Raw genomic sequence first — 23,394 nt, 5'->3', positions numbered from 1 at the left:
GGACGCTGCGTCCCTGTTGCTCTGCTTCACCTCACGAAAACCTAGGGCCGTCCAAGCCCCTGGCGGAGGTGAAGGAATGGGCCTAGAAAAGGCGCTGAGCGACCCGGTGGAATTGCTGGACCCACTCGCGGTGTCCGACCCGCAGCCTAATCCGGACTGCGATGTGTGCGGCGCGCTCTTCAAGCAGTGGCAGGCCGCGAAGGAGCCGAAGAGCCCGCTGCACAACCCATCCCGGGCATTGGATCTGGCCGTCGAGATACGGCGCCACCACGGCAGCGTGCGGGAGGCGCGGCGATGACGAGCCCCGTGAAGAGCTACGCATATCCCGAAGTCCACGGTCCGCTGAACTTGAGCGCACTCCCGGCCCGTCGGTGGGTCGAATGCGCGTCCTGCATCGAGATGGAACACGTCGAGAGCGACGAGCAAGCGGACAAGTGGGCGACTGAGCATCACCGCGTGAGCCCGCGACACGACCGCTTCCGCGTCGTCGTTCAAACCGGATGGCGCATCCCGCCGGCCGACGACGTCACCACCCCCTGATCCTGCGCCCTGACCACCTCGTCCCTGATGCTGCTCTAACTCCGTCGATCAGGGGCGAGGCGCCGCCCGGCAGCGCCGAGCCCGCACCCTCCTGCGGGGTGCCGAGCGGCAGAAGCCCCGCCTATCTCTCCCCGTGGTAGGCGGGGCTTTTTGGTACCTGTGGACGTCCGCGACGTGGGGGCACTGCCCTACGCTGGTTAGGTCCGCCGTCCGCTTCGACGTAGAAACCGCAGGTTATGACCGAACTGCCCTATAGCTATGAAGCCCCAGTTTCGCAGACTCTTTTCGAGCGCGCGGCGGCCGTCACGCCCGGCGGCGTGAACTCGCCGGTGCGCGCCTTCCGCGCCGTGGGCGGTACGCCCCGGTTCATGGTGTCCGGCAGCGGTCCGTATCTGACCGATGCCGATGGACGTGAATATGTTGATCTTGTGTGTTCTTGGGGGCCCTTGATCCTCGGGCACTCCCACCCGGAGGTGATCGCCGCCGTCCAGGAGGCCGTCTCCCGCGGTACCTCCTTCGGTACGCCCGGCGAGGGCGAGGTCGCGCTCGCCGAGGAGATCGTCGCCCGCATCGAGCCGGTCGAGCAGGTGCGGCTCGTCTCCAGCGGGACCGAGGCCACCATGTCGGCGATCCGGCTCGCCCGCGGGTTCACCCGGCGCTCCAAGGTGATCAAGTTCGCGGGTTGTTACCACGGACACGTCGATTCGCTGCTCGCCGCGGCCGGCAGTGGTGTGGCCACGTTCGCGCTGCCCGACACCCCCGGTGTCACCGGCGCCCAGGCCGGCGACACCGTCGTCCTGCCCTACAACGACCTCGACGCCGTCCGCGCCGCCTTCGCCGCCCACCCCGGCGAGATCGCCTGTGTGATCACCGAGGCCTCGCCCGGGAACATGGGCGTGGTGCCGCCGCTGCCCGGGTTCAACCAGGGACTCAAGGACCTCTGCCGCGAGAACGGCGCCCTGTACATCTCCGACGAGGTCATGACCGGATTCCGGACCAGCAAGGCCGGCTGGTACGGCGTCGACGGGGTCGTGCCCGATCTCATGACCTTCGGCAAGGTCATGGGCGGTGGGTTCCCCGCCGCCGCCTTCGGCGGTCGCGCGGACGTCATGGCGCACCTCGCCCCGGCCGGTCCCGTCTACCAGGCGGGCACCCTCGCCGGGAACCCGATCGCCACCGCCGCCGGGCTCGCCCAGCTGAGGCTCCTCGACGACGCCGCGTACGAGAAGGTGAACGCGGTGTCCGCCGAGATCCGGACGCTCGTCGCGGACGCGCTCACCAAGGAGGGCGTCGCCCACCGGCTGCAGAGCGCCTCCAACATGTTCTCCGTGTTCTTCACCGACCGGCCGGTCCACAACTACGAGGACGCCAAGAGCCAGGAGTCCTTCCGGTTCACGGCCTTCTTCCACTCACTCCTCTCGCAGGGCGTCTATCTGCCGCCCTCGTCGTTCGAGTCCTGGTTCGTGTCCACCGCCCACGACGAGCGGGCACTTCAGCAGATCGCCGACGCCCTTCCGGCGGCGGCCCGTGCAGCAGCGGAGGCCACGGCAGCATGAGTGACATCACCGTCGTCCACCTGATGCGGCACGGCGAGGTCGACAACCCCGAGGGGATCCTCTACGGGCGGCTGCCCGGGTACCACCTCTCCGAGCTCGGCCGGCAGATGGCCGAGCGGGTCGCCGATCACCTCGCCTCCCGGGACATCACCCATGTCGTCGCCTCCCCGCTGGAGCGGGCGCAGGAGACGGCCGAGCCGATCGCCAAGGCGCACGGGCTCGACATCGCCGGCGACGAGCGGCTCATCGAGGCCGACAACGTCTTCCAGGGCAAGACCTTCGGCGTCGGTGACGGCGCGCTGCGGCGGCCCGAGAACTGGAAGCACCTCGTCAACCCGTTCAAGCCGTCCTGGGGCGAGCCGTACCTGGAGCAGGTCGTGCGGATGATGGCCGCGCTGGACGCCGCCAAGGAGGCCGCCCGCGGACACGAGGCCGTGTGCGTCAGCCACCAGTTGCCGATCTGGATCGTGCGCAGCTTCGTGGAGAAGCGGCGGCTGTGGCACGACCCGCGCAGGCGGCAGTGCACGCTCGCCTCCCTGACCTCGTTCACGTACCAGGGCGACAAGATCGTGTCGGTGGGGTACTCCGAGCCGGCCCGGGACCTGGTCCCGGCGCATCTCCTCGCGGGCGCCAAGCCGGTGAAGGGGAAGGGGAAGGCGTTCGGCGCGTGAGCGCACCGGTGTGACGCCGGTCTCCCGCGCCGGACCGGACGCCGGACCCGACGGCGAGGTCGTACGCCGTGCGCCAAGGTGCAGGCTTCAGTACCAGGCGTACGAGATCCCGCTATGGGGGCGTATCTTCGTAAAGTCCGTTACATGCGGGCGGGTTCGGCGGAACCGTCCTCTTCATCGCGCCCTCTTATCGAGTGACCACCGAGCAAGAGGGCACGATGAAATGGGGATGGGATGCGGCGCATCGGCCGACGGGGACTGATCGGGCTCGGAGCGGGCGCGGCAGCGGCGATGGGGCTGGCGGCGTGCGGATCCCAGAAGAGCGGCACGAGGCCGGGTGGTGGCCCCGGCAAGGGCGGTTCCAGCAGCCCCACGGCCACCGCGCGTCCCCTCGGTGACGGTTCCACCGCCGACACCGGAACGCAGCCGAACCAGCTGGGAAAGCCGGTTCCCCTGGAGCCCGGTGAGACTCCGCCGCAGTTCGTGATCTTTTCCTGGGACGGTGCCGGGGAGGTCGGCAACGGCCTCTTCCCGCGCTTTCTCGATCTGGCGAAGGAACACGGCGCGCACATGACGTTCTTCCTCTCCGGCCTCTATTTGCTGCCGGAGTCGAAGAAGCGCATGTATCTGCCGCCGAACAACCGGCCGGGCGCCTCCGACATCGGTTACCTGACGGACGACCACATCCGCGTCACACTGCAGAACGTCCGCCGTGCCTGGCTGGAAGGCCACGAGATAGGCACCCACTTCAACGGCCATTTCTGCTCCGGCTTCGGCACGGTCGCACGCTGGACGCCCAAGCAGTGGCGCAGCGAGATCGAACAGGCCAAGTCCTTCGTCAAGGGGTGGCGCACCAACACCGGCTTCCAGGATCTGCCGCCGCTTCCCTTCGACTACGACAAGGAATTGGTCGGCGGCCGTACGCCCTGTCTCCTCGGCCAGGACAACCTGCTCCCCACGGCCCGCGAGCTGGGGTGGCGCTACGACGCCTCCTCGCCGGGTGGCCGGCAGCGCTGGCCGGAGAAGCGGCAGGGGCTGTGGGACTTCCCGCTGCAGCTGATCCCCTTCCCCGGGCACCGGTTCGAGGTGCTGTCGATGGACTACAACATGCTCGCCAACCAGTCGATCAGTACGACGCGGGCACCCGCGCACAACTACCCGGGCTGGCGCGAGCAGTCGACCAACTCATACATTGCGGGATTCAAGCGGGCGTTTGAGACAAATCGGGCGCCCTATTTCATAGGCAACCACTTCGAGCAGTGGAACGGCGGCATCTACATGGATGCCGTGGAGGGGGCGTTCAAGCACATCGTGCGCGAGAAGGAGAAGGGCGCCGACATACGGCACGTCTCCTTCCGGCAGTTCACGGACTGGCTCGACGTCCAGCGTCCCGAGGTGGTCCGCAAGCTGCAGTCCCTGGATGTGGGGCAGCGGCCGGCGGGTGGCTGGAAGGAGTTCTTCTCGGGCACGGGCAAGGGTGGCGCGGGCGACCCGTCGCAGGCCGCCTGAAATGCGGGTTTCCGCCCGCAAGGGGGGTGCGCAAGATCCCCGGATCGGACATGCGAAACTTTTCACATGAGTGCCGCCTGCCGCGCCCCGCAGCGCCTGAACCGCACCCGTAGCCGCAGCCGCCGACGTACCGCCCTCGCCGCCGCCGGTGCCGCTGTCGCGGCGCTCGTGCTGTCCGCGTGCGGGTCGGGCGGCATCTCCGGGGGCTCGGGCAACACCAACTTCATCACCGGGAAGGACGGCATCGCGACCGTCAAGAAGGGCGAGCGGGACGCCGCCCCCGACCTGTCCGGCACGACGGTCGACGGCAAGAAGCTCGACGTCGCCGACTACCGGGGCAAGGTCGTCGTCATCAACGTCTGGGGCTCCTGGTGCCCGCCCTGCCGGGCCGAGGCGGCGGGCTTCGTCAAGGTCGCAAAGGACAACGCGGGCAAGGGTGTCCAGTTCGTGGGCATCAACACCCGCGACACCAGCACGGAACCGGCCCGCGCCTTCGAGAAGCAGTACGGGGTCACCTACCCGAGCCTGTACGACCCGACCGGGAAGCTGATGCTCCGCTTCAAGAAGGGCACACTCAACCCGCAGGCGATCCCCTCCACACTCGTCATCGACCGGGAAGGGAAGCTCGCCGCGCGTTCGCTCCAGGCTCTCAGCGAGGACAGGCTGCGCGAGATGCTCGACCCCGTCGTCGCGGAGAAGTGACGTGAGCGGAGTATCCACGCTCGCCGCGGTCACCGACCCGAACCAGACGGTCCTCAACGGGGCGCTGCTGGTCGCCCTGCCGATCGCCCTCCTCGGCGGTCTCGTCTCCTTCTTCTCGCCGTGCGTGCTGCCGCTCGTCCCCGGTTACCTCTCGTACGTCACCGGTGTCACCGGCACCGACCTGGCCGAGGCCCGGCGCGGGCGCATGGTGGCCGGCGCCTCCCTTTTCGTGCTCGGCTTCACGGCCGTGTTCGTCTCCGGCGGGGCACTGTTCGGGTTCTTCGGCCAGACGCTCCAGGAGCACAGGGACACCCTGTCCAAGGCGCTCGGCGTCCTCATGATCCTTATGGGTGTGTTCTTCATGGGGCTGATGCCCTGGCTCACCCAGCGCGAGTTCCGCTTCCATCAGCGGCCGGCCGCCGGCCTCGTGGGCGCGCCTCTGCTCGGCGCGCTGTTCGGGATCGGCTGGACGCCCTGCATCGGCCCGACCCTGGCCTCCGTGATGGTGCTCTCCTCCGACCAGGGCAGCGCAGGCCGCGGCGCCCTCCTGACCATCGCCTACTGCCTCGGCCTCGGTGTGCCCTTCGTCCTCGCCGCGGTCGCCTTCCGCAAGGCGCTCGGCGCGTTCGGCTGGGTCAAGCGGCACTACACCTGGGTGATGCGGATCGGCGGCATCATGATGATCGCGACCGGCCTGCTGCTGCTGACCGGCGCCTGGGACAGCCTCGTGCAGCAGATGCAGAGCTGGTCCACCGGCTTCACGCCGGGGGTCTGACCATGAGCGACACACGGAGCGACGTGCACAGCGAGACGACGGACACCACCATCGACGGCACCGACGCCGGCCTCGGCGAGGCCGGCTCGCAGCTGTCCACCGCCCCCGTCGAGACGGCCATGCCCGGCTCCTTCGGCGGCTCCCGGGCCCCCGGCGCCAAGGGCTGGATCTCCTGGACCGCGCGCGAGGTCATCGGCTGGGCCCGCTGGTTCTGGCGGCAGCTGACCTCCATGCGGGTCGCGTTGCTCCTGCTCTTCCTGCTGTCGCTCGGCGCGATCCCCGGCTCGCTGATCCCGCAGACCGGCAGCAACGCCATGCAGGTGCAGGCGTTCATGGACGCGCACAAGGTCCTCGGCCCGCTCTACGACAAGCTCGGGCTGTTCCATGTGTACAGCTCGGTGTGGTTCTCCGCGATCTACATCCTGCTGTTCGTCTCGCTGATCGGCTGTATCGTGCCGCGCGCCGGGCAGTTCGTCGGGCAGCTCAGGAGCCGCCCGCCGGCCGCGCCCAAGCGGTTGAACCGGCTGCCCGCGTACGCGACCTGGCGCACCGACGCCGATCCCGAGCAGGTCCGCGAGGCCGCGCTGAAGGCCCTGGGCCGGCGCCGTTTCCGGGCGCACGTCGTCAAGGACGCCGTCGCCGCCGAGAAGGGCTTTCTGCGCGAGGCCGGCAACCTGGTCTTCCACATCGCTCTGGTCGTGATGCTGGTCGCCTTCGCCTGGGGCCAGCTGTTCAAGTCCGAGGGCAACAAGCTGGTCGTCGAGGGCGACGGCTTCTCCAACACCCTCACCCAGTACGACGACTTCAAGTCCGGCAACCTCTTCACCGACGACGACCTGGTGCCGTTCAGCTTCAGCCTGAACAAGTTCACCGGCACCTACGAGCGCAATGGTCCGAACAAGGGCACCCCGCGCACGTACAAGGCGGACCTCACCTACAGCGAGGGCGCCTACGGCAAGGAGAAGAAGACCACCGTCAAGGTCAACCAACCGCTGCACATCGGCAAGTCCAAGGTCTACCTCGTCAACCACGGGTACGCGCCCACGGTCACCGTCCGCGACGGCAAGGGCAAGGTCGTCTTCCACGACGCCGTGCCGCTGCTGCCCCTCGACTCCAACGTCACCTCACAGGGCGCGATCCAGGTGCGGGACGGCTACCGGAACGCCCAGGGGCGGCAGGAGCAGCTCGGCTTCGGCGCGATCTTCGTGCCGACCTTCGCCGGCGAGGGCAAGGGCAGCATGTTCTCCCAGTTCCCCGCGCTCGACAATCCGGTGCTCGCGCTGAACGCGTACCACGGGGACCTGGGCGTCAACGCGGGCGTCCCGTCGAACGTCTACCAGCTGAACACCAAGAACCTGAAGCAGTTCAAGGACACCGACGGCAGCATCCTCAAGGCTCGGCTGGTGCCCGGCGAGACCATGAAGCTGCCGGGCGGCTACGGCTCGATCACCTTCGACAAGGAGATCAAGCAGTGGGCCGGCTTCCAGGTCGTGCAGCAGCCCGGCAGCGGCTGGGCGCTCGGCGGCTCGGTCGCCGCGATCTTCGGCCTGGCCGGCTCCCTGTTCATCCAGCGCCGCCGCGTCTGGGTGCGCGCCACGACCGGCGCCGACGGCGTCACCGTGGTCGAGATGGCGGGCCTCGGCCGCAACGAGTCCACGAAGCTGCCCGTGGAACTCGGCGACCTGGCCGCGCTCATCCACGACCGCGCGCCCACGAAGACCGACGATCCAGACGCCGACCCCGATCGGGAGCCGGACGCCGTACCTCACGTACCTGCCGCTGAAGGGGCTCAGACGAAGTGACCCTCGCCCTCGCCACCAACGAACATCTCGCGAACCTCAGCAACACGCTGATCTACTCCGCGATGGCCGTCTACACCCTGGCCTTCTTCGCGTACATCGCCGAATGGCTCTTCGGCAGCCGCAGCAAGGTCGGCCGCACCGCCAGCGCGCTCACCGCCGACGCACCGCGGAAGGCCGAGGCACCCGCCGTCGCGGTCAAGCAGGCCGGAGGCACTGCAGTGCTGGAGCGGCCGAAGGTCGTCACCCGCGCCGCGGCCGGCGCCCGTGACGTGCCGGACGGCCCCGGCGCGCACGGCGGCGACGAGAAGGGCGACCTCTACGGCCGGATCGCAGTGTCGCTCACCGTGCTGTCCTTCCTCATCGAGCTCGGCGGCGTCGTCGCCCGCGCGGCCTCCGTGCAGCGGGCGCCGTGGGGCAACATGTACGAGTTCAACATCACGTTCTCCACGGTCGCCGTCGGCGTGTACCTCGGGCTGCTGGCGCTGAAGAAGAACGTGCGGTGGATCGGGCTCTTCCTCATCACCACGGTCCTGCTCGACCTCGGCCTCGCCGTCACCGTCCTGTACACGGCCAGCGACCAGCTCGTCCCGGCCCTGCACTCGTACTGGCTGTACATCCACGTCTCCACCGCCATCTTCTGCGGCGCGGTGCTCTACGTCGGCGCGGTCTCCACGCTCGCCTACCTCTTCAAGGACTCCTACGAGAACAAGCTGGCCGGCGGCGGCAAGCCCGGCCGCTTCGCGACCTCGGTCATGGAGCGGCTGCCCGCCTCGGCCTCGCTCGACAAGTTCGCCTACCGCGTCAACGCCGCCGTCTTCCCGCTGTGGACCTTCACGATCATCGCGGGCGCCATCTGGGCCGGTGACGCCTGGGGCCGCTACTGGGGCTGGGACCCGAAGGAGACCTGGGCCTTCATCACCTGGGTCGCCTACGCCTGCTATCTGCACGCCCGCTCCACCGCGGGCTGGAAGGGCCGCAAGGCCGCGTACATCGCGCTCGTCGCCTTCGGCTGCTACCTGTTCAACTACTACGGCGTGAACCTCTTCGTCGGCGGTATGCACTCGTACGCGGGCGTGTAAGCCCCCGCCCCGCAAGCCCCTCGCCACCAAGGCCGGTTCCTGTGACCCACGTCACCGGAACCGGCCTTTGCCGTACGGGCAGATGACGGGCGTGGACAGCCACCTGAGGAAACGTATCCGCGCGGGGGGACCACGGCGCGTTCGGTGAGCTCTTCGACGCCTACGCACGAGAAGACGCACGAATTCCTCGGCGAGCGCAGCGTGGCCAGCGAGGACTACTCGGACGTGAAGAAAGGCCAGGTCACGAGCAATGCGGCCGTGCTGCGCCGAGCCGTCGTCGACAAGGCGGGCGAGCGCCCGTAAGGAGTGCGGATCCCCCGTTCGCGCGCGAGGCTGGTGTCATGACCAATCCCATCGAAGAGGTCACCGCCGAGCATCGAGGGGATGTGTACGTACGGCACTTTCTGCTGCGTCTGCCCGGGCCCGTGGAGGAGGTCTGGCCCGCCCTGGCCACCCCCGCGGGCCTGGGGGAGTGGCTGGCCGCCGCCGAGCCGTTCGAACCGCGGCTCGGCGGCGCGGTGGCGCTTCACCTGCCCGACGGCACCGCCCCGGGCCGCATCACGGCATGGGACGTGGAGCGGGTCGCCGAGTACACGGTTGAGGGGCGCGGCCGTATCCGCTTCCACCTGGAGACGGGGCGGCCGGCGGGCACGACGGTGCGTTTCACGCATGAAAGCGAGGAGGAGCGGGATCCGGGCTGGCGGGCGCGTTTCGAGCGCCTCCTCGCTTATGTGGAGAGCGGTACCCGGTGAGTCCCCTCATGCGCGAGGGAGGCACGCGGCAGCGGGGGGCTTTCCCTCCGGCCAGGCGATCCGCACGAAGCGCGCGCCGCCCGACGGCGTCAGTTCCACGATCGGCACCGCCTTGTCGTACGGGTTCCCATGCACATCGAGGCAGATCCATCCGCTCGCGCCGTTCACTCGCTGTTGCCCCTTGATGAACGCCCACTCGTTGACCACGTCCGCCAGCGGCGGCGTGGTCGCGCCGCTCGGTGTGGCCTCCCGCAGCCCCTGCACCGCGAGCCGCAGCGCGTCGTACGCGACGATCAGCTGCCCGTCGTCGAGGTCGATCGGTCCGATCGGCCCGACCGGCGCCTGCTTGCCGCGGGCGACCAGCTCGTCGAGGGTTGCGGTGTCGGACGCGCTGCCGCCCGTCGCTACCGTCCCCTTCCGCCATGCGTCCGGATGGGCCAGCGCGGTGTATCGCACGGAGAGGTTGCCGGTCAGGGCCTTCCGGTCGAGTTTCGAGTCCCCGGTGAGGTACGAGCCCTCGTCCCCGGTGAGCAGGGTGAACCGGTGATCCATGCAGCCTCGCTGGCCCAACTCGTTGATGAACTGACGTAGTTGGGTGTGTCGTCCGGCGAAGAGGACCGTGTTCGTGGACTTCGGGGTGGAGCACAGGAGTTGGGTGATCTGCCGGAACTGGTTCGAGGTCGTGCCCTCCTGCGTGCGGTCCGCGGGGGGTGTGAACGGCTGCTCCGGGTTGGGTGATCCGGGCATCAGCCTCTTGAAGGAGTCCTGGAGGGTGCGCGTGTAGGGGTCGCCCGGCTTGTCGTACACCAGCAGAGCCTTGTCGGCCGCGGGCTTGGCGAACGAGGCGAGGGCCCGGGCCTCGTCGGTGTTCGTGGGGGCGACGCGGGCGAGCCCCGGGAACGGGTCCTTGCCGCCCTGCCCGTTGGCGAGGTCGTCCGCGGTGATCGAGGAGCCGATCACAGGGATGCCGCGTCGGGTCAGTTCCCGGACGGCCTTCTTGTTGTTGTCGGTGCTCTGTCCTATCCCGGTCACCGCCCGCAGCCGGTCCGGACCCTTGCTCATCTCCTCCAGCCGGTCGACCACCCGCGGCCAGTACGTCCCGTCCGCACCGGCGTTGGCCAGGACGAGCCGGACCTGCGGGAACTCGCCGGTCGAGCCGTGGTTGGCCTGGTACTGGGCCAGGTAGGCGCCCTGCAGCTCGTGCAGGGTGTCGTTCAGGCTCGCCGGGGCGGATGTGGTGAACGGCAGGAGCAGCGCGACCGTCACGTAACTGCCGGGCTTGAGCCGGTGGTTCTCGCGGTCGATCGCCCGCGCGGTGGCGGTGAACCGGGGCTGCCCGAAGTCGTACGCCGTCGTCGACACGCCCACGCAGTCGCCGCTGCCCTTCGGGTGGGCCACGCCCGTGGCGCAGGACCGGTCCTCCCGGGCGAGCCGGAGCCCGCCCCACACGGCGGCGGCCACGAGCGTCGCGGCCAGCAGCAGCGCCACATACCGGCGGAAGCGAATCTCCCAGACGTCCTCGCGCAGCCATCTCCACGGCCGTGCCGCCATCACCGACCCCCGTTCTCGTACGGGCCCGTCATCCGTGACCCCGATCCTCGTCGTCGCGCGGGATGCGCAGGGGCCGGCCGGCCAGTGCGTCCGACGGCCAGTCCCGGGAAGCCCGCCACAGCAGGGCGGTGGTCTCGGGGCGCAGGTTCGACAGCTGCTCCAGGTCGAAGCGCATCCGATCGGCCACCTGCGGGTCGGGAAGCACCAGCGGGTCGGTCAGCTGCCAGACCGCGTGCAGCAGACGTCGTACGCGCAGGTGCAGCACGGTGTCCACGCCTTCTGGTGCCTGCTGCGCCGCGTCGGTGTGGCCGAGGGCGACCGCGGTCCGGTGGTCGTGGCCGCCGTCGAAGTCGCGGCCTTCGGGGTCGTGCGCGTGGTAGTAGGGCGCGGACGCGATGAACAGGAGCGAGGACAGCCATTGCCCGACGTCCGTTTCGGGGAAGCTGTCCCGCAGATGGGTCACCGCGAACTCCACTGTGCCGAGGGCGAGGTCATGGTGCAGCCGGTAGCGGGCGGCGTCCGTGGTGTCCCGCTCGCCGTAGTGGTCGATGAGCGCGCGGTGGGCCGCCCGCCACTCGGCGTGGTCCGCATCGAGGTGGTGCAGCCGCAGCAGGAGCAGTGCCCGCAGGAACGGGTCACCGACGAACTGCCCGGCAGCGGCGGGCCATCCCTCCTCGGAGAGCTGTTCCTCCAGGCGGAGTACCCCGGCCGCGCCGAAGCCGTCCGGGAGCCGGTCCCGGGCGAGCGCCAGCGCGGATTCCCGGTCGTGGGCGGTGGCCAGCACGGTCAGCTCGTCGAGCCGGCCGCCCGGCACGAGGCGATCGAGCAGCTCCTGGTAGGCGGGGCGGCCGTCGCGGTCCTCGCGGACGGCGACCTCACCGGTGAGCAACGCGCCGAGGGAGTCGGCCCCGCGGGGCAGGTTCTGCCGGGCGGACTCGGCGAGCAGGGCGATGCCAAGCGGGCTGCCGCCGGTCAGCCGGTGGGTGGCGTGGGGGAGTTGGGGCGGCAGGGTGAGGCCTCGGCAGACGGCGCCCACGATGTGCAGGGTGTCGTCGGGCGTCAGCGGCGGCAGGGACACGAGCAGCGCCCGGGAGGACGGGGAGGCACCGGGCTCCCAGCCGGTGGTGCGGGCGACTTCGGTCAGGGTGCGCCGGGAGGCGTTGCGCAGGGCCATGGAGGTCCCCCCGCTCGGCCGGAGCGGGGAGTTGGGGAGGGCGTACCCGCGCAGGGCCGCGAAGAAGACGACCTGGTCGCGGATGCCGTCCGTGCGGTCGCGCAGCACGCACTCCATGAAGTTGCGCCCGGCGGGCGCGTGCACGTTGTCGACGAGCACGACCGGGCGGCCCAGGCGGTGCGAGCGCTGCACGATGCCCGCGTAGGCATCGTCGAGATCGGCGAGCAGGGCGCGGACGAGATGGCGCTCGGCGTGGGCGCGGGAGCCGCCGTCGGCCCGGAAGTGCCCGGACAGCAGGATGAGGCCCAGCTTCGGGTTGCCGCCCGCGTTCGGGTAGCCGCGATACCAGGTCGCTGCCCGACGGGCGCGCCGGTGGTTGGGTGAGATCCCTTCGCTGAAGGCCTCCAGGGTCGCCTCGATGATCGGCTCGACGACGGGCCCCGTGTGGGACATGGTCGCGACGAGCTTGGCCACGACCTTGGTCGCCCAGCGGCCCGCGAAGCCGTCGAGGAAGGACCGCGAGTCGTTCAGCAGCAGGATCCGTTCGGCCTCCTGTCGCATGCGGGGCATGTCCTGGTCGCTCCAGCCGCCTGCCGCGACGGCGAGCAGCCCGGAGGCGAGCCGTGGGAAGCTGATCCGACGGGCACCCTTCACGGGCCCGGCGAGCTGCTCGGCGACGGTGGTGAGCGCCTGCGCGAGGGGCGACCAAGCCTCGCCGGGCCGCTCCGGCGGCGGCCCGGCGAACTGCGGTTCCTCACCGTCGATCAACGCGACCGGCGTATGCCCCTGATAGGCGGCGCGCAACTCCGTGAGCAGGGCGCTCTTGCCGAGACCGCGCCCGCCCGCGAACACCACGAACGGTATGTCGCCGTCGTGTTCGTACGGGGAGGAACGGAGCTGGTACGGACGCAGACCGACAAGCCGCGCAGCGAGACCGGGCGGGTCCGTGTCGAACAGCGACCCCCGGCCGTGCAGCCGTCTGTCCACCGCATCTCCCCTTGGCGCGGTTCGGTCGGATGTGCTGCTGTGATGTGTACCAACCTCAGTGTAAAAAGGGGAGAGTTGATTCGGGTCAGGACGCACGGTGACGGTCGGGTTACGGAATTCCCCGCGTTCGCGCGCGGGTTGACCGGTCGCGACGACGGTGCGGCCCGGGCAAAGGCCGTCGCAGCGGTGGAGGCGTGGACCGGGTGCCTCCTCACCCGCCGGGCGGCTCCATGACCGCGTAGTCCGCGAAGCAGCGGCGGTAGCGGGCGTGCCGGGTCTCCTGGGTGTGCCTGCGCTGTCTACTCGGAATCGCTGGATCGCGGTCATTTCACCGACGATCCAGTCGTGTTCGCGCGCCACAGCCAGACCTATGATGTGCTCAGGGCCGTGACGCTCCGTCAGCCCCAGAATCCGCCGCTTTGATCGGCGACGCGATGGAGGGGTACGAGCAGCATGGACAGGCACGTCCTCAGCGCGGCAACTTGGATCAAGAGCAGCTACAGCGACTCCAACGGCGGCAACTGCATCGAAATCGCCCCCGGTTTCCCCGCCACCGTCCCCGTCCGTGACAGCAAGACCCCCGACGGCCCGGTGCTGTTGGTGTCGCACCGGGCCTGGTCAGCGTTCGTCGCGGCAGCGGGACGCTCCGCCTGATCACTGCCCGCCCAGAAGCCCCAGGATCCTGTTCACGGCCTCCAGGACCGGCTGGCCCACCGCCCCCACGGTTGCCGCGATGCCGGCGACCGCCATCAGTGCGCGGTGCCGGTCCTGCGCCGGGGCGGTGGCGTCGGCGGTGATGACCGGGAGTGAGTCGTCGATGGCCTGGGCGCTCGCGGACGGGACCTGCTCGCGCAGCACCTCGACCAGGCGGCGCAATTCCGCCACAGCCGACTCCAGCGCGGGGGGCACTGGTTCGACGGGCGCCACCTGGTTCTTGACGATGCCCGTGTTGCCGGTGCCGCCGTGCATCGTCACGTTGTCGCCGAAGTAGTAGTTGTCGCCGCTCATGCCGCAATCCCCACGTTGCCCGTACCGCCGTACATGTTGACGTTGTCCCCGAAGTAGTAGTTGTTCGGGGAGATCATGAGGCGCTCCACCTTCACCTGGAACTCCGTCTCGGGGTTGTCGATCGCGTGGGCGACGTAGCCGACGAGCTGGTTCAGGGTCTCCGGATTGCTGCTGGTCACCACGGCCTGGGACGGGCCGGACGTCTCGATGGCCATGACGTAGTGCGACTGGGCCGTGAGTACGGACATCATCTGCACGAAGCAGTAGATCAACCCGGCCGCGGAGCCGACCCAGGCGAGCGTGATGAGCGTGCCACCCGAGTTCCTGCCGCCGAACTGCGTCAGGCCGCCGATGATCGTGAGGCCGAACGCGACCGCCAGGATGATCGCCGCGCTCTTCGCGAAGCGCAGCGCGGCCTCCTTGCGCCGGGGATGAGCATTGAACGTGTACACCCGCGCGATGTTCTGCAACGGGTAGGCCGCGCGGTCGATCCACAGCAGCCGCTTGCTGACCCGCAGGTCCACACCGCTCAACAGATGGGGCGGCGGTGCGGGAGGCGGCACGTCCGGCTGCCCCGGTGGATGCGTCGGCTGCATGGATCCCCCATGGGGTGAGTGCGAGCGAGGTGATTCCGCTCACCTGGGAAGACCATTAACTACACGGCGTGCTCAGGAAGCAAGCCAATACCGGACGTGAAGTGCGGGAAAACCATGGAGAGTTGACAATAAGGGCGCCTCAACGGGCAGCAACGGCTTCCCGGTTCCCGTCCGTGTCTCCATGGGCGCCGGACGGCTCCTCGGCGTCGGCGACCGCCGCGCGCCTCCTCGCTCAGCTCGATGATCTGCCGAGCGTACGGCAGCAGCCGTTCGCCCGCCTCCGTCAGCCGGATGCGGCTGCCCAGCCGGTCGAACAGTTCCGTGCCGAGCGAGGACTGCAGGGCGCGGATCTGACTGGTCACACTGGACTGCGCGTAGGCCAGTTTCGGCCGCGGCCCGGGTGAAGCTCAGGACCGTGGCGACCTTCTCGAGGGTGACGAGCAGGCGCAGTTCCGTCAGTCGGCCGTGGGCTCCTCGCCCCGCCCCCGCCGTCGCAGCTCCTCCTCGCGGCGGCGCAGGTCGGCCTCCCAGTCCTTCAGGAGCGACTCGTCCTTCTTGTTCTCTTCCCTCAGCGACTTCAGGAACTCGGGGTTGTCGTCGGGCGCGACCCAGGTCGTGCGCTGGTTGCGATGCCACTCGGAGGGCGTGGAGCCGTTCACCGGGGCCTGGCGCGCCTTGCCGGCGACCAGCCAGGCGATCGGTCCGATCAGCACCTCGCCGAAGAGCAGGATGATGATGACCCAGACCACCTTGGGCAGCCCTCGCACCTGCTCCTCGGGGGTGTTCAGGCAGTCGATGAAGGCGTAGATCCACAACGCGAGGACCAGCAGGAAGGGCAGATACCTGAGCATGGTCGTGCGATCCCCCAGAAGACGTGACGGGCCCGGTGACCGGGCCAGGTTAGCCTCTGCGTACCCTGCCCCACCTCTGGGTGGCCCCTCGGCACCGGCCCAGGGCCGGATCACGGCCTGGAGGGGATTCCCCTGTGTAGCCGATCTTGGCTGGTATACGCTGCGCCTGATTTGTTCGAACAGTACGGCGGATTCGGGCCACCGGATACGCCCTGCCCGGGGGGGGGCAATCCTTGACTTCACAGTCTCGCGCGGTGCTCGGCATCGCGCTCACACCCGTTCTCGTCCTGGCGGCGGTGGCCCCGGCCGCCGCCCAGACCACCACCAGCGCCACCACCAGCGCCACCGCCACAACCACCGTCGACAAGCGTGCGCCGGGCCCGTGGGGCACCCGCACCGCGCACGCCCCGGGCAGCTTGAGGGCTCTGGTGTCGGCGAAGAACGGCACCCTCGTCTCCTTCACCGACGGCATCCGGATCCGGCCCGCCGGCAGCACCCGCTGGCTGGCCCCGCAGACCTGGCCGGACGCCGGCGGGTACAACACCGAGCTGGTCTCGCTCAGCGACGGCTCGGTGCGCCTTGTCTGGGGGGCCAAGCGCCCTGACGACCACAACAACTACTGGCTGAAGATGGCCACCCTGGCGCCCGGTGCTACCGCCTTCTCCGAGCCCGAGTACATCGCCGAGGTCCCCGAGCACAACAGCTTGCACGCACTGGCGGCGGCCCCCGACGGCCGACTGGTCCTCGCGTGGTCGGACAACGGCGTCATGAGAACCGCCGAGAAGGCCGGCCCGGGGGCCGAGTGGACCGCTCCGGCCGACCTCAACACGCAGCCGCCGATCGGCAGCCGGGGCATCACCAACCTGGGGCTGACGATCGCCAAGGACGGCACCGCTCTGGTGGTGTGGAAGTGGTTGGCGACCGAGGTCATCGCCGCCCTGGAGAAGGCCCCCGGCGCGTCCGGCTGGACCGAGGTCAAGGACTTCCCGGTGCCGGCTGTGGCTTTGGCGCAGCCGAAGGTGTTCGCCAGTCCGCAGGGCGGCTTCGACGTGTTCTACACCGAGGCCGGGCACGTCATGCACACGCGCCGGTCCGCCGGTGCCACGACGTGGAGCACCCCGCGGACCGCCGCCACCTCCGGCAGCACCAACGGGATGGCGGCGCCCGTCTACCTGCCGGGCGGCGACCTCTTCGTCGCCGGCGGAGGGCCCGGCTCGTCGGTCCCCTGGTACGCGGTGCGCTCGGCGGCCACCGGCGCTTGGCTGCCGTACAAGCAGCCGTTCCCCGCGACCAAGGCGCAGTCGGTCGGCGCGGTCGCCACCTCGGGCGGCACGGTCACGGTGACGTGGCGGGCGGGCTACGCGGAGCAGAAGCACGCGATGGCCGCCGTCTTCAAGGGCGGCACCTGGTCCCCGGCGCGGCCGCTGAGCGAGAGCATCCGGGTCGGCCCGGTCCAGGTGGCCTCCGACGCGCTCGGACGCCCCGTGGTGCAGTGGGACCAGCACAGACTGACTGATTCCTACTCTCTGGACGGGACCTATCAGGTCACCACCACTGGCCGGGCGCTGTCCAAGTGGCGTGATTACACGGACGACGGCAAGGCCGACCTCTTCGGTTGGGGCTCCGGCGGGCTGAAGGTGTACGCGGGTGGTGCGACCGAGCTGACCGCGCAGAAGCGGGTGACCAGTTGGCCGGCGGGCACGCTGGTGCTGCCCTACGGCGACCTCGACGGTGACGGCTGCAACGACGTGTTCGTCCGCTCTCCGAAGGGCGAGGCCCGCATCTTCACACCGGTCTGTGGTGGGCTGCCGGACCAGAAGACGTCCTCGGTGAAGGTCTCCTCGAACTGGAGCGGCTACAACGCGGTCGTCTCGCCCGGCGATGTGACCGGCGACGGCCGTCCCGACCTGCTGACCCGGTCCGCAGCGACCGGGAAGCTGTATCTGTACGCCAACAACGGCAAGGGCGGTTTCAAGGCCCGCACGCTGGTCGGGTCCGGCTTCGGCGGCTACAAGAAGCTGATCGCCGCCGGGGACCTCAACGGCGACGGCAGGATGGATCTGCTGGGCCTCGACGGGGCGAAGAAGCTGTGGCGGTTCGACGGGACCGGCAAGGGCACCTTCAAACCCCGGGCGCTGGTCTTCAAGGACTGGGGCGCGACCTACAAGGACGTGGTCGGCGGACTGGACCTGTCCGGGGACGGCCGGGCCGACATGATCTCGCTCGACAAGAGCGGCCGCGCCTGGCTGAACCGGGGCGACGGCAAGGGCGGTCTCGGCAAGCGGTCGCAGGTCGGCAAGCCCACGAACTGGTCGAGCATCCGCATCTCCTGACGACGCCGAAGCGGGGCCACCCGGAGTCCCGGGTGACCCCGCCCGGCTTTGCGTCCGGCACCGCAGAAGACGGTGACGGGCCAGGTCAGCCTCTGCGGACCGTGCCCAACCGCAGGGTGGCCCCTCGGGCGCCGGCAGGGGCGGCGCAGGGGCGAAGCGGCCCCTCGGCGATACTGGGACGCATGGCTTACGACGATCTTCGGACCCTGCTCCGGGCGCTTGAGCGCGAGGGCGACCTCAAACGCATCAAAGCCGAGGTCGACCCCTGTCTGGAGGTCGGGGAGATCGTCGACCGGGTGCAGAAGTCCGGCGGGCCCGCGCTGCTCTTCGAGAACGTGCGCGGTTCGGCGATGCCGCTCGCCATGAACGTCTTCGGGACCGACCGGCGCCTGCTGAAGGCCCTCGGTCTGAAGTCGTACGGGGAGATCTCCGACAAGATCGGCGGCCTGCTGAAGCCGGAACTGCCGCACGGGTTCGTCGGGATGCGCGAGGCCTTCGGGAAGCTCGGCACGATGACCCATGTACCGCCCAAGAAGGTCAAGCCGGAGAACGCGCCGGTGCAGGAAGTCGTGCTGCGCGGCGACGAGGTCGACCTCGACGCCCTGCCTGCCCTGTTCACCTGGCCCCAGGACGGCGGCTCCTTCTTCAACCTCGGGCTCACCCACACCAAGGACCCGGATACCGGGATCCGCAACCTCGGCCTGTACCGCCTCCAGCGCCACGACCGTCGCACCATCGGCATGCACTGGCAGATCCACAAGGACAGCCGCAACCACTACCAGGTGGCGGCCAGGCGCGGCGAGAAGCTCCCGGTCGCCATCGCCTTCGGGTGTCCGCCCGCCGTGACGTACGCGTCCACCGCCCCCCTCCCGGGCGATATCGACGAGTACCTCTTCGCCGGGTTCATCGCGGGCAAGCGGATCGAGATGGTCGACTGCAAGACGGTTCCGCTCCAGGTCCCGGCGCACGCCGAAGTCGTCCTGGAGGGCTGGCTGGAGCCCGGCGAGATGCTGCCTGAGGGGCCCTTCGGCGACCACACCGGCTTCTACACGCCGCAGGAACCCTTCCCGGCCCTGAAGATCGACTGTGTCACCATGCGCCGGCGCCCCCTGCTCCAGTCGATCGTGGTGGGCCGCCCCCCGACGGAGGACGGACCCCTCGGCCGGGCCACCGAACGCTTCTTCCTCCCCCTTCTCAAGATCATCGTGCCGGACATCGTGGACTACCACCTCCCCGAGGCGGGCGGCTTCCACAACTGCGCGATCGTGTCGATCGACAAGAAGTACCCCAAGCACGCCCAGAAGGTGATGCACGCCATCTGGGGCGCGCACATGATGTCGCTGACCAAGCTGATCGTGGTCGTCGACTCCGACTGCGATGTGCACGATCTGCACGAGGTCGCCTGGCGGGCCCTCGGCAACACGGACTACGCCCGCGACCTCACGGTCGTCGAAGGCCCCGTCGACCACCTCGACCACGCCTCCTACCAGCAGTTCTGGGGCGGCAAGGCGGGCATCGACGCGACGAAGAAGTGGCCCGAGGAGGGCTACACCCGGGACGGGGGCTGGCCGGACATGGTGCTGTCCGACCCGGAGACGGCGGCGAAGGTCGACCGCCGCTGGAAGGAGTACGGGCTGTGAGTTCCGCTTCCGCTGCGATCCCGCAGCCAGGACGCACCAAGGCGTTCCTGCGCCTGGTGATGATCGAGCACTCGGTGTTCGCGCTGCCCTTCGCGTACATCGCCTCCCTCACCGCGATGTACGAGTGGGACAAGAGCATCCACTGGGGGCGGCTGCTTCTGGTCACCGTCTGCATGGTGGGCCTGCGCACCTTCGCGATGGCGGTCAACCGGATCATCGACCGGGAGATCGACGCCCGTAACCCCAGGACGGCGCACCGCGAACTGGTCACGGGCGCGATGTCCGTCCGCCACGCGTGGACCGGCGCCCTGATCGCCCTGGTGGTCTTCCTGGGGGCCGCGGCCCTGCTCAACCCGCTCTGCCTCGCCCTCGCACCCGTCGCGGTGATCCCGATGGTGGTGTACCCGTACGGCAAGCGGTTCACGAACTTCCCGCAGGCCATCCTCGGCCTCGCCCAGGCGATGGGCCCGGTCGGCGGCTGGCTGGCGATCAGCGGCGAGTGGTCCTGGGACGCGGTGATCCTGGGTCTCGCCGTCGGCATCTGGATCGGCGGCTTCGACCTGATCTACGCCTGCCAGGACGTGGAGACCGACCGCGAGATCGGCGTCATGTCGGTGCCGGCCCGCTTCGGCATCCCGGCGGCGATCCGGGGTGCCCGGGTGTGCCACACGATCACGACGGCGTTGCTCGCGTGGTACGCGGTCGTCACAGGGGCCGGCGTCTTCTTCTGGCTGGGCCTGGCGGTCACGGCGGGCGCCTTCGTCTACGAGCACTCGATCGTGCGGCCCCATGACCTCAGCCGCCTCAACCGTGCCTTCTTCAGTGTCAACGGGTTCATCGGCATTGCCCTGTTCGTGTGTGCGCTGCTCGACCTTCTGGTTCGGGGTCTGACCGTCTGAGTACGGTGCGGCCTACGATCGAGGGCAGGACCCCAGGGAGGCCAGTCATGACCGTCGTACGCCTCCCGGGGCATCGCCGACTACCTGATCTTCGACTCGCTCCAGGGCCACGTCGTCACGATGTGGAACCCCGGCCCCGACGGCTACCGAGGCCGCGACACCATCCCCTACGGCCCTGACCTGACCGTCGACTCCCCGCTCGGGAAGCTGACCCTGACGACTGCCGGCCTCCCGGTCGACCCGAAAGCGCGCCGCCAGTCCTGACCCCGGACCCATCGCCACGGCGGCGGACCGGGAACGCCGCAACCGCCCCTGGGTATCCGCCCGCCCCCCTTGGCCGGTTCCCGTTCCGGAGCGCCGGATAGGCTCGGTGCCGTGAACCCAGTCAAGCCAGGAGAGACGCCCCGTACGCCTTGGATCGTAGGGGTGTCCGGCGCTTCCGGCACCCCGTATGCCGCTGCCGTGCTGCGCGGGCTCCTCGCCGCCGGGGAGAGCGTCGACCTCGTCGTCTCCCGTGCCTCGCGGCTCACGCTGCTCGACGAGACCGGCATCTCCTTCCGGGACGCGCACTGGCGTGAAGACCTGCGGGAGTGGCTGGAGCGGGGTGCCGACGGCAAGTCCGGGACGTTCGAGGTGGACGTCGAGGGTGACCGCGTCCGGTACTGGAGCGCGGGCGACCTGGCCGCCGGACCGTCCTCGGGGTCGTACCCCGCGAAGGGGATGCTGATCGTGCCCGCGTCCACGGCCTGTGTGGCGGGTGTCGCGCTCGGGCTGTCGAAGGATCTGCTGCAGCGGGTCGCGAGCGTCACGCTCAAGGAGGGGCGGCGGCTGGTCGTCGCCGTGCGGGAGACCCCCCTCAACGGGCAGACGCTCCGGAATCTGGTGGCGCTGGACGAGGCGGGCGCGGTCGTGCTGCCGGCCTCCCCGGCGTTCTATGCGGGGGCGACGCACATCCAGGACCTGGTGGACTTCGTCGCGGGGCGGGCGCTGGACGCGGCAGGGGTGCCGCACCGGCTGTACCGCCGTTGGAAGGGAGAGCTCGGGGGCGGGTCTCGCCCCGAGGCATAGGTGCGTGACGGGTGGGGGCAGCGTTTCGCGACGGCGGGCCCGAGCAGCCGCTCACCGTTGATTGCACAAAAGATTCACAGGGAAAGTCCCCTGTGTGCCTTAAGTTCTAAACGTAGACTCGCGGGAACGCCGAGCAATGAAAGGCTTCGGATCTATGGACGCGGTTGACAGGCAGCTCATCCAGGCCCTGCGTGAAAATGGCAGGGCCTCTTATGCCGAACTCGGCCGGCTTGTCGGCCTCTCCGGGCCCAGCGTCACCGACCGCATCAACCGCCTGGAGGCGGCCGGCGTCATCACGGGCTACCGCGCCACCGTCGACTCCGCCTCCCTCGGCCTCGGTGTGACCGCCCTCATCGGCATCTCGCTCTCCGACGCCGCCGACCACGAGGACGTGGCACACCGTCTGAAGAACCTTCAGGAGATCGAGGACTGCTGGTTCATCGCCGGCGACGACTCGTTCATGCTCAAGGTGCGCGCGAGCGACGTGGACGACCTGGAGAAGACCATCCGCCGGTTGTCGGGAACCCAGGGCGTCTCCCGTACGCGTACGACGATCGTGCTCTCCACGAAGTGGGAGAACCGGGTGGGCGAGTTGCCGGAGCCGGAGTAGGTGCAGCGGTGTATGGCGGCACCGGCCGCCTGTGGCTGGGGGAGTACGGTTGTCGGAGTTGTCGGCAGGGAGAGGTAAGGGCATGGATGTCGGGCTCAAGCGCGAGCTGGAGGACAAGGTCCGGGCCGGTGAGCGGCTGACCCGCGAGGACGGTATCGCGCTGTACGAGTCGGACGACCTGGCCTGGCTGGGCGGCCTTGCGCACGAGGTGCGGACCCGTAAGAACGGTGACGTCGTCCACTTCAACGTCAACCGTCATCTCAACATGACGAACGTGTGCACCGCGTCCTGCGCCTACTGCTCCTTCCAGCGCAAGCCGGGCGAGAAGGACGCGTACACGATGCGCATCGAGGAGGCCGTCAAGCTCGCCAAGGCGATGGAGACGGAGAACCTCACCGAGCTGCACATCGTCAACGGCCTGCACCCGAACCTGCCGTGGCGCTACTACCCGCGCTCGCTGCGGGAGTTGAAGGCCGCCTTGCCGGGTGTCTCGCTGAAGGCGTTCACGGCGACGGAGATCCACCACTTCGAGGCGATCTCGGGCCTGTCGGCCTCCGAGATCCTCGACGAACTGATCGACGCGGGCCTGGAGTCGCTGACCGGCGGTGGCGCCGAGATCTTCGACTGGGAGGTCCGGCAGCACATCGTCGACCACAAGACCCACTGGGAGGACTGGTCGCGCATTCACCGCCTGGCGCACGAGAAGGGTCTGAAGACCCCGTGCACCATGCTGTACGGGCACATCGAGGAGCCCCGTCACCGGGTGGACCATGTGCTGCGGCTGCGTGAACTCCAGGACGAGACCGGCGGTTTCCAGGTCTTCATCCCGCTGCGCTACCAGCACGACTTCGTGGACATGAAGGACGGCAAGATCCGCAACCGTCTTCAGGCGCGTACGACGATGGCGACCGGCGCGGAGGCCCTGAAGACCTTCGCGGTGTCGCGGCTGCTGTTCGACAACGTCCCGCACGTCAAGGTCTTCTGGGTGATGCACGGCGTGCAGACCGCGCAGCTGGCCCTCCAGCACGGCGCCGACGACATGGACGGCTCGGTCGTCGAGTACAAGATCACGCATGACGCGGACAACTACGGCACGCCGAACAAGCTGACCCGTGAGGACCTGCTCGACCTGATCCGTGACGCGGGCTTCAGGCCGGTGGAGCGGAACACGCGCTACGAGATCATCCGGGAGTACGAGGGCCCGGACCCGGCGCGACGGGACGAACCGCAGTCCATGCGCTTCTGAGCAGCGCCCCACAGCCTCGACAGGCCCCGGCTTCGGCCGGGGCCT

General features: G+C 69.4%; 25 protein-coding genes and 1 pseudogene. 20 read left to right on the top strand and 6 right to left on the bottom strand.

Features of this window, described 5'->3' with window-relative positions; translation table 11 throughout:
• Positions 1-76: 76 nt before the first annotated feature.
• From BIV24_RS03610 to BIV24_RS03565, 11 genes are all read left to right on the top strand, one after another.
• Positions 77-298 carry a hypothetical protein gene (locus BIV24_RS03610; RefSeq protein WP_107459182.1) on the top strand — a complete coding sequence of 74 codons (222 nt, stop codon included), beginning with the start codon at positions 77-79 and terminating at the stop codon, positions 296-298.
• A complete protein-coding gene (locus BIV24_RS03605; protein WP_071364647.1) occupies positions 295-540 on the top strand; it encodes a DUF7848 domain-containing protein in 246 nt (81 codons plus the stop codon). Before BIV24_RS03610 ends, BIV24_RS03605 begins: the two co-directional genes overlap by 4 nt.
• A 236-nt stretch (positions 541-776) precedes the next feature.
• Positions 777-2,096 (top strand): glutamate-1-semialdehyde 2,1-aminomutase, encoded by a 1,320-nt coding sequence (gene hemL, locus BIV24_RS03600; RefSeq protein ID WP_071364646.1) that lies wholly within the window; start codon positions 777-779, stop codon positions 2,094-2,096.
• The gene (locus BIV24_RS03595; RefSeq protein ID WP_071364645.1) at positions 2,093-2,767 is read left to right on the top strand and encodes a histidine phosphatase family protein; all 675 of its coding nucleotides are present in this window, start codon (positions 2,093-2,095) and stop codon (positions 2,765-2,767) included. Before hemL ends, BIV24_RS03595 begins: the two co-directional genes overlap by 4 nt.
• 234 nt (positions 2,768-3,001) lie before the next feature.
• Positions 3,002-4,276, top strand: coding sequence for a polysaccharide deacetylase family protein (locus BIV24_RS03590; RefSeq protein ID WP_071364644.1), 1,275 nt, complete (start codon positions 3,002-3,004; stop codon positions 4,274-4,276).
• Positions 4,277-4,342: 66 nt separating this feature from the next.
• Positions 4,343-4,978, top strand: a complete 636-nt coding sequence (locus tag BIV24_RS03585) for a TlpA family protein disulfide reductase (RefSeq protein WP_071364643.1) — start codon at positions 4,343-4,345, stop codon at positions 4,976-4,978.
• Position 4,979: 1 nt separating this feature from the next.
• A complete protein-coding gene (locus tag BIV24_RS03580; RefSeq protein ID WP_071364642.1) occupies positions 4,980-5,753 on the top strand; it encodes a cytochrome c biogenesis CcdA family protein in 774 nt (257 codons plus the stop codon).
• Positions 5,754-5,755: 2 nt separating this feature from the next.
• Positions 5,756-7,555 carry a cytochrome c biogenesis protein ResB gene (gene resB / locus BIV24_RS03575; RefSeq protein ID WP_071364641.1) on the top strand — a complete coding sequence of 600 codons (1,800 nt, stop codon included), beginning with the start codon at positions 5,756-5,758 and terminating at the stop codon, positions 7,553-7,555.
• The gene (gene ccsB, locus BIV24_RS03570; protein ID WP_071364640.1) at positions 7,552-8,634 is read left to right on the top strand and encodes a c-type cytochrome biogenesis protein CcsB; all 1,083 of its coding nucleotides are present in this window, start codon (positions 7,552-7,554) and stop codon (positions 8,632-8,634) included. The genes resB and ccsB overlap by 4 nt, the downstream gene beginning before the upstream one ends.
• A 144-nt stretch (positions 8,635-8,778) precedes the next feature.
• The gene (locus BIV24_RS34135) at positions 8,779-8,937 is read left to right on the top strand and encodes a hypothetical protein (RefSeq protein WP_177198611.1); all 159 of its coding nucleotides are present in this window, start codon (positions 8,779-8,781) and stop codon (positions 8,935-8,937) included.
• A gap of 38 nt (positions 8,938-8,975) precedes the next feature.
• Entirely contained in the window at positions 8,976-9,386 is a 411-nt protein-coding gene (locus tag BIV24_RS03565; protein WP_071364639.1) for an SRPBCC domain-containing protein, read from the top strand.
• A 6-nt stretch (positions 9,387-9,392) separates the two neighbouring features.
• Here the strand turns inward: BIV24_RS03565 and BIV24_RS03560 are convergent, their stop codons facing one another.
• Both BIV24_RS03560 and BIV24_RS03555 read right to left on the bottom strand, forming a co-directional pair.
• On the bottom strand, positions 9,393-10,937 hold the full coding sequence (locus tag BIV24_RS03560; protein ID WP_071364638.1) for an ABC transporter substrate-binding protein: 1,545 nt from the start codon (positions 10,935-10,937) through the stop codon (positions 9,393-9,395).
• A gap of 28 nt (positions 10,938-10,965) precedes the next feature.
• Complete coding sequence (locus BIV24_RS03555) at positions 10,966-13,098, bottom strand: hypothetical protein (protein WP_071364637.1); 2,133 nt, start codon at positions 13,096-13,098, stop codon at positions 10,966-10,968.
• A gap of 297 nt (positions 13,099-13,395) precedes the next feature.
• On the opposite strand from BIV24_RS03555, the pseudogene BIV24_RS36175 reads away from it, so the two are divergent.
• A pseudogene (locus BIV24_RS36175) lies at positions 13,396-13,667 on the top strand (transcriptional regulator); the annotation flags it as partial.
• Entirely contained in the window at positions 13,624-13,752 is a 129-nt protein-coding gene (locus tag BIV24_RS36170) for a DUF397 domain-containing protein (RefSeq protein ID WP_342745237.1), read from the top strand. The pseudogene BIV24_RS36175 and the gene BIV24_RS36170, both read left to right, overlap by 44 nt.
• Here BIV24_RS36170 and BIV24_RS03545 read toward each other — a convergent pair whose 3' ends face one another.
• The 4 genes from BIV24_RS03545 to BIV24_RS03535 all read right to left on the bottom strand — a co-directional run bounded on the left by BIV24_RS03545 (position 13,753) and on the right by BIV24_RS03535 (position 15,553).
• Positions 13,753-14,106, bottom strand: coding sequence for a hypothetical protein (locus BIV24_RS03545; RefSeq protein WP_071364635.1), 354 nt, complete (start codon positions 14,104-14,106; stop codon positions 13,753-13,755).
• Positions 14,103-14,702 carry a DUF6232 family protein gene (locus tag BIV24_RS03540; RefSeq protein WP_071364634.1) on the bottom strand — a complete coding sequence of 200 codons (600 nt, stop codon included), beginning with the start codon at positions 14,700-14,702 and terminating at the stop codon, positions 14,103-14,105. The genes BIV24_RS03545 and BIV24_RS03540 overlap by 4 nt, the downstream gene beginning before the upstream one ends.
• Positions 14,703-14,761: 59 nt before the next feature.
• Positions 14,762-15,064, bottom strand: a complete 303-nt coding sequence (locus tag BIV24_RS34995) for a LysR family transcriptional regulator (RefSeq protein WP_245766653.1) — start codon at positions 15,062-15,064, stop codon at positions 14,762-14,764.
• Between the two features lie 93 nt (positions 15,065-15,157).
• The gene (locus tag BIV24_RS03535; RefSeq protein WP_071364633.1) at positions 15,158-15,553 is read right to left on the bottom strand and encodes a PLD nuclease N-terminal domain-containing protein; all 396 of its coding nucleotides are present in this window, start codon (positions 15,551-15,553) and stop codon (positions 15,158-15,160) included.
• 233 nt (positions 15,554-15,786) lie between these two features.
• Between BIV24_RS03535 and BIV24_RS03530 the strand changes: the two genes are divergently transcribed.
• From BIV24_RS03530 to mqnE, 7 genes are all read left to right on the top strand, one after another.
• Positions 15,787-17,886: an FG-GAP repeat domain-containing protein gene (locus tag BIV24_RS03530; RefSeq protein WP_143064556.1), complete on the top strand. Its 2,100-nt coding sequence runs from the start codon at positions 15,787-15,789 to the stop codon at positions 17,884-17,886.
• A 182-nt stretch (positions 17,887-18,068) separates the two neighbouring features.
• A complete protein-coding gene (locus tag BIV24_RS03525; protein ID WP_071364631.1) occupies positions 18,069-19,526 on the top strand; it encodes a menaquinone biosynthesis decarboxylase in 1,458 nt (485 codons plus the stop codon).
• Positions 19,523-20,425 (top strand): menaquinone biosynthesis prenyltransferase MqnP, encoded by a 903-nt coding sequence (mqnP, locus tag BIV24_RS03520; protein ID WP_071364630.1) that lies wholly within the window; start codon positions 19,523-19,525, stop codon positions 20,423-20,425. The genes BIV24_RS03525 and mqnP overlap by 4 nt, the downstream gene beginning before the upstream one ends.
• Positions 20,426-20,545: 120 nt before the next feature.
• Positions 20,546-20,689, top strand: coding sequence for a hypothetical protein (locus BIV24_RS03515; protein ID WP_425442512.1), 144 nt, complete (start codon positions 20,546-20,548; stop codon positions 20,687-20,689).
• A gap of 111 nt (positions 20,690-20,800) precedes the next feature.
• On the top strand, positions 20,801-21,493 hold the full coding sequence (locus BIV24_RS03510) for a UbiX family flavin prenyltransferase (protein WP_079167970.1): 693 nt from the start codon (positions 20,801-20,803) through the stop codon (positions 21,491-21,493).
• Positions 21,494-21,647: 154 nt separating this feature from the next.
• Complete coding sequence (locus BIV24_RS03505) at positions 21,648-22,103, top strand: Lrp/AsnC family transcriptional regulator (protein ID WP_071364627.1); 456 nt, start codon at positions 21,648-21,650, stop codon at positions 22,101-22,103.
• A gap of 82 nt (positions 22,104-22,185) precedes the next feature.
• Positions 22,186-23,349: an aminofutalosine synthase MqnE gene (mqnE, locus tag BIV24_RS03500; protein ID WP_071364626.1), complete on the top strand. Its 1,164-nt coding sequence runs from the start codon at positions 22,186-22,188 to the stop codon at positions 23,347-23,349.
• Positions 23,350-23,394: the final 45 nt, after the last annotated feature.

The sequence above is a fragment of the Streptomyces colonosanans genome, from assembly GCF_001866645.1.
Classification (GTDB): domain Bacteria; phylum Actinomycetota; class Actinomycetes; order Streptomycetales; family Streptomycetaceae; genus Streptomyces; species Streptomyces colonosanans.
This window is presented reverse-complemented; position numbering and strand designations above follow the sequence as displayed.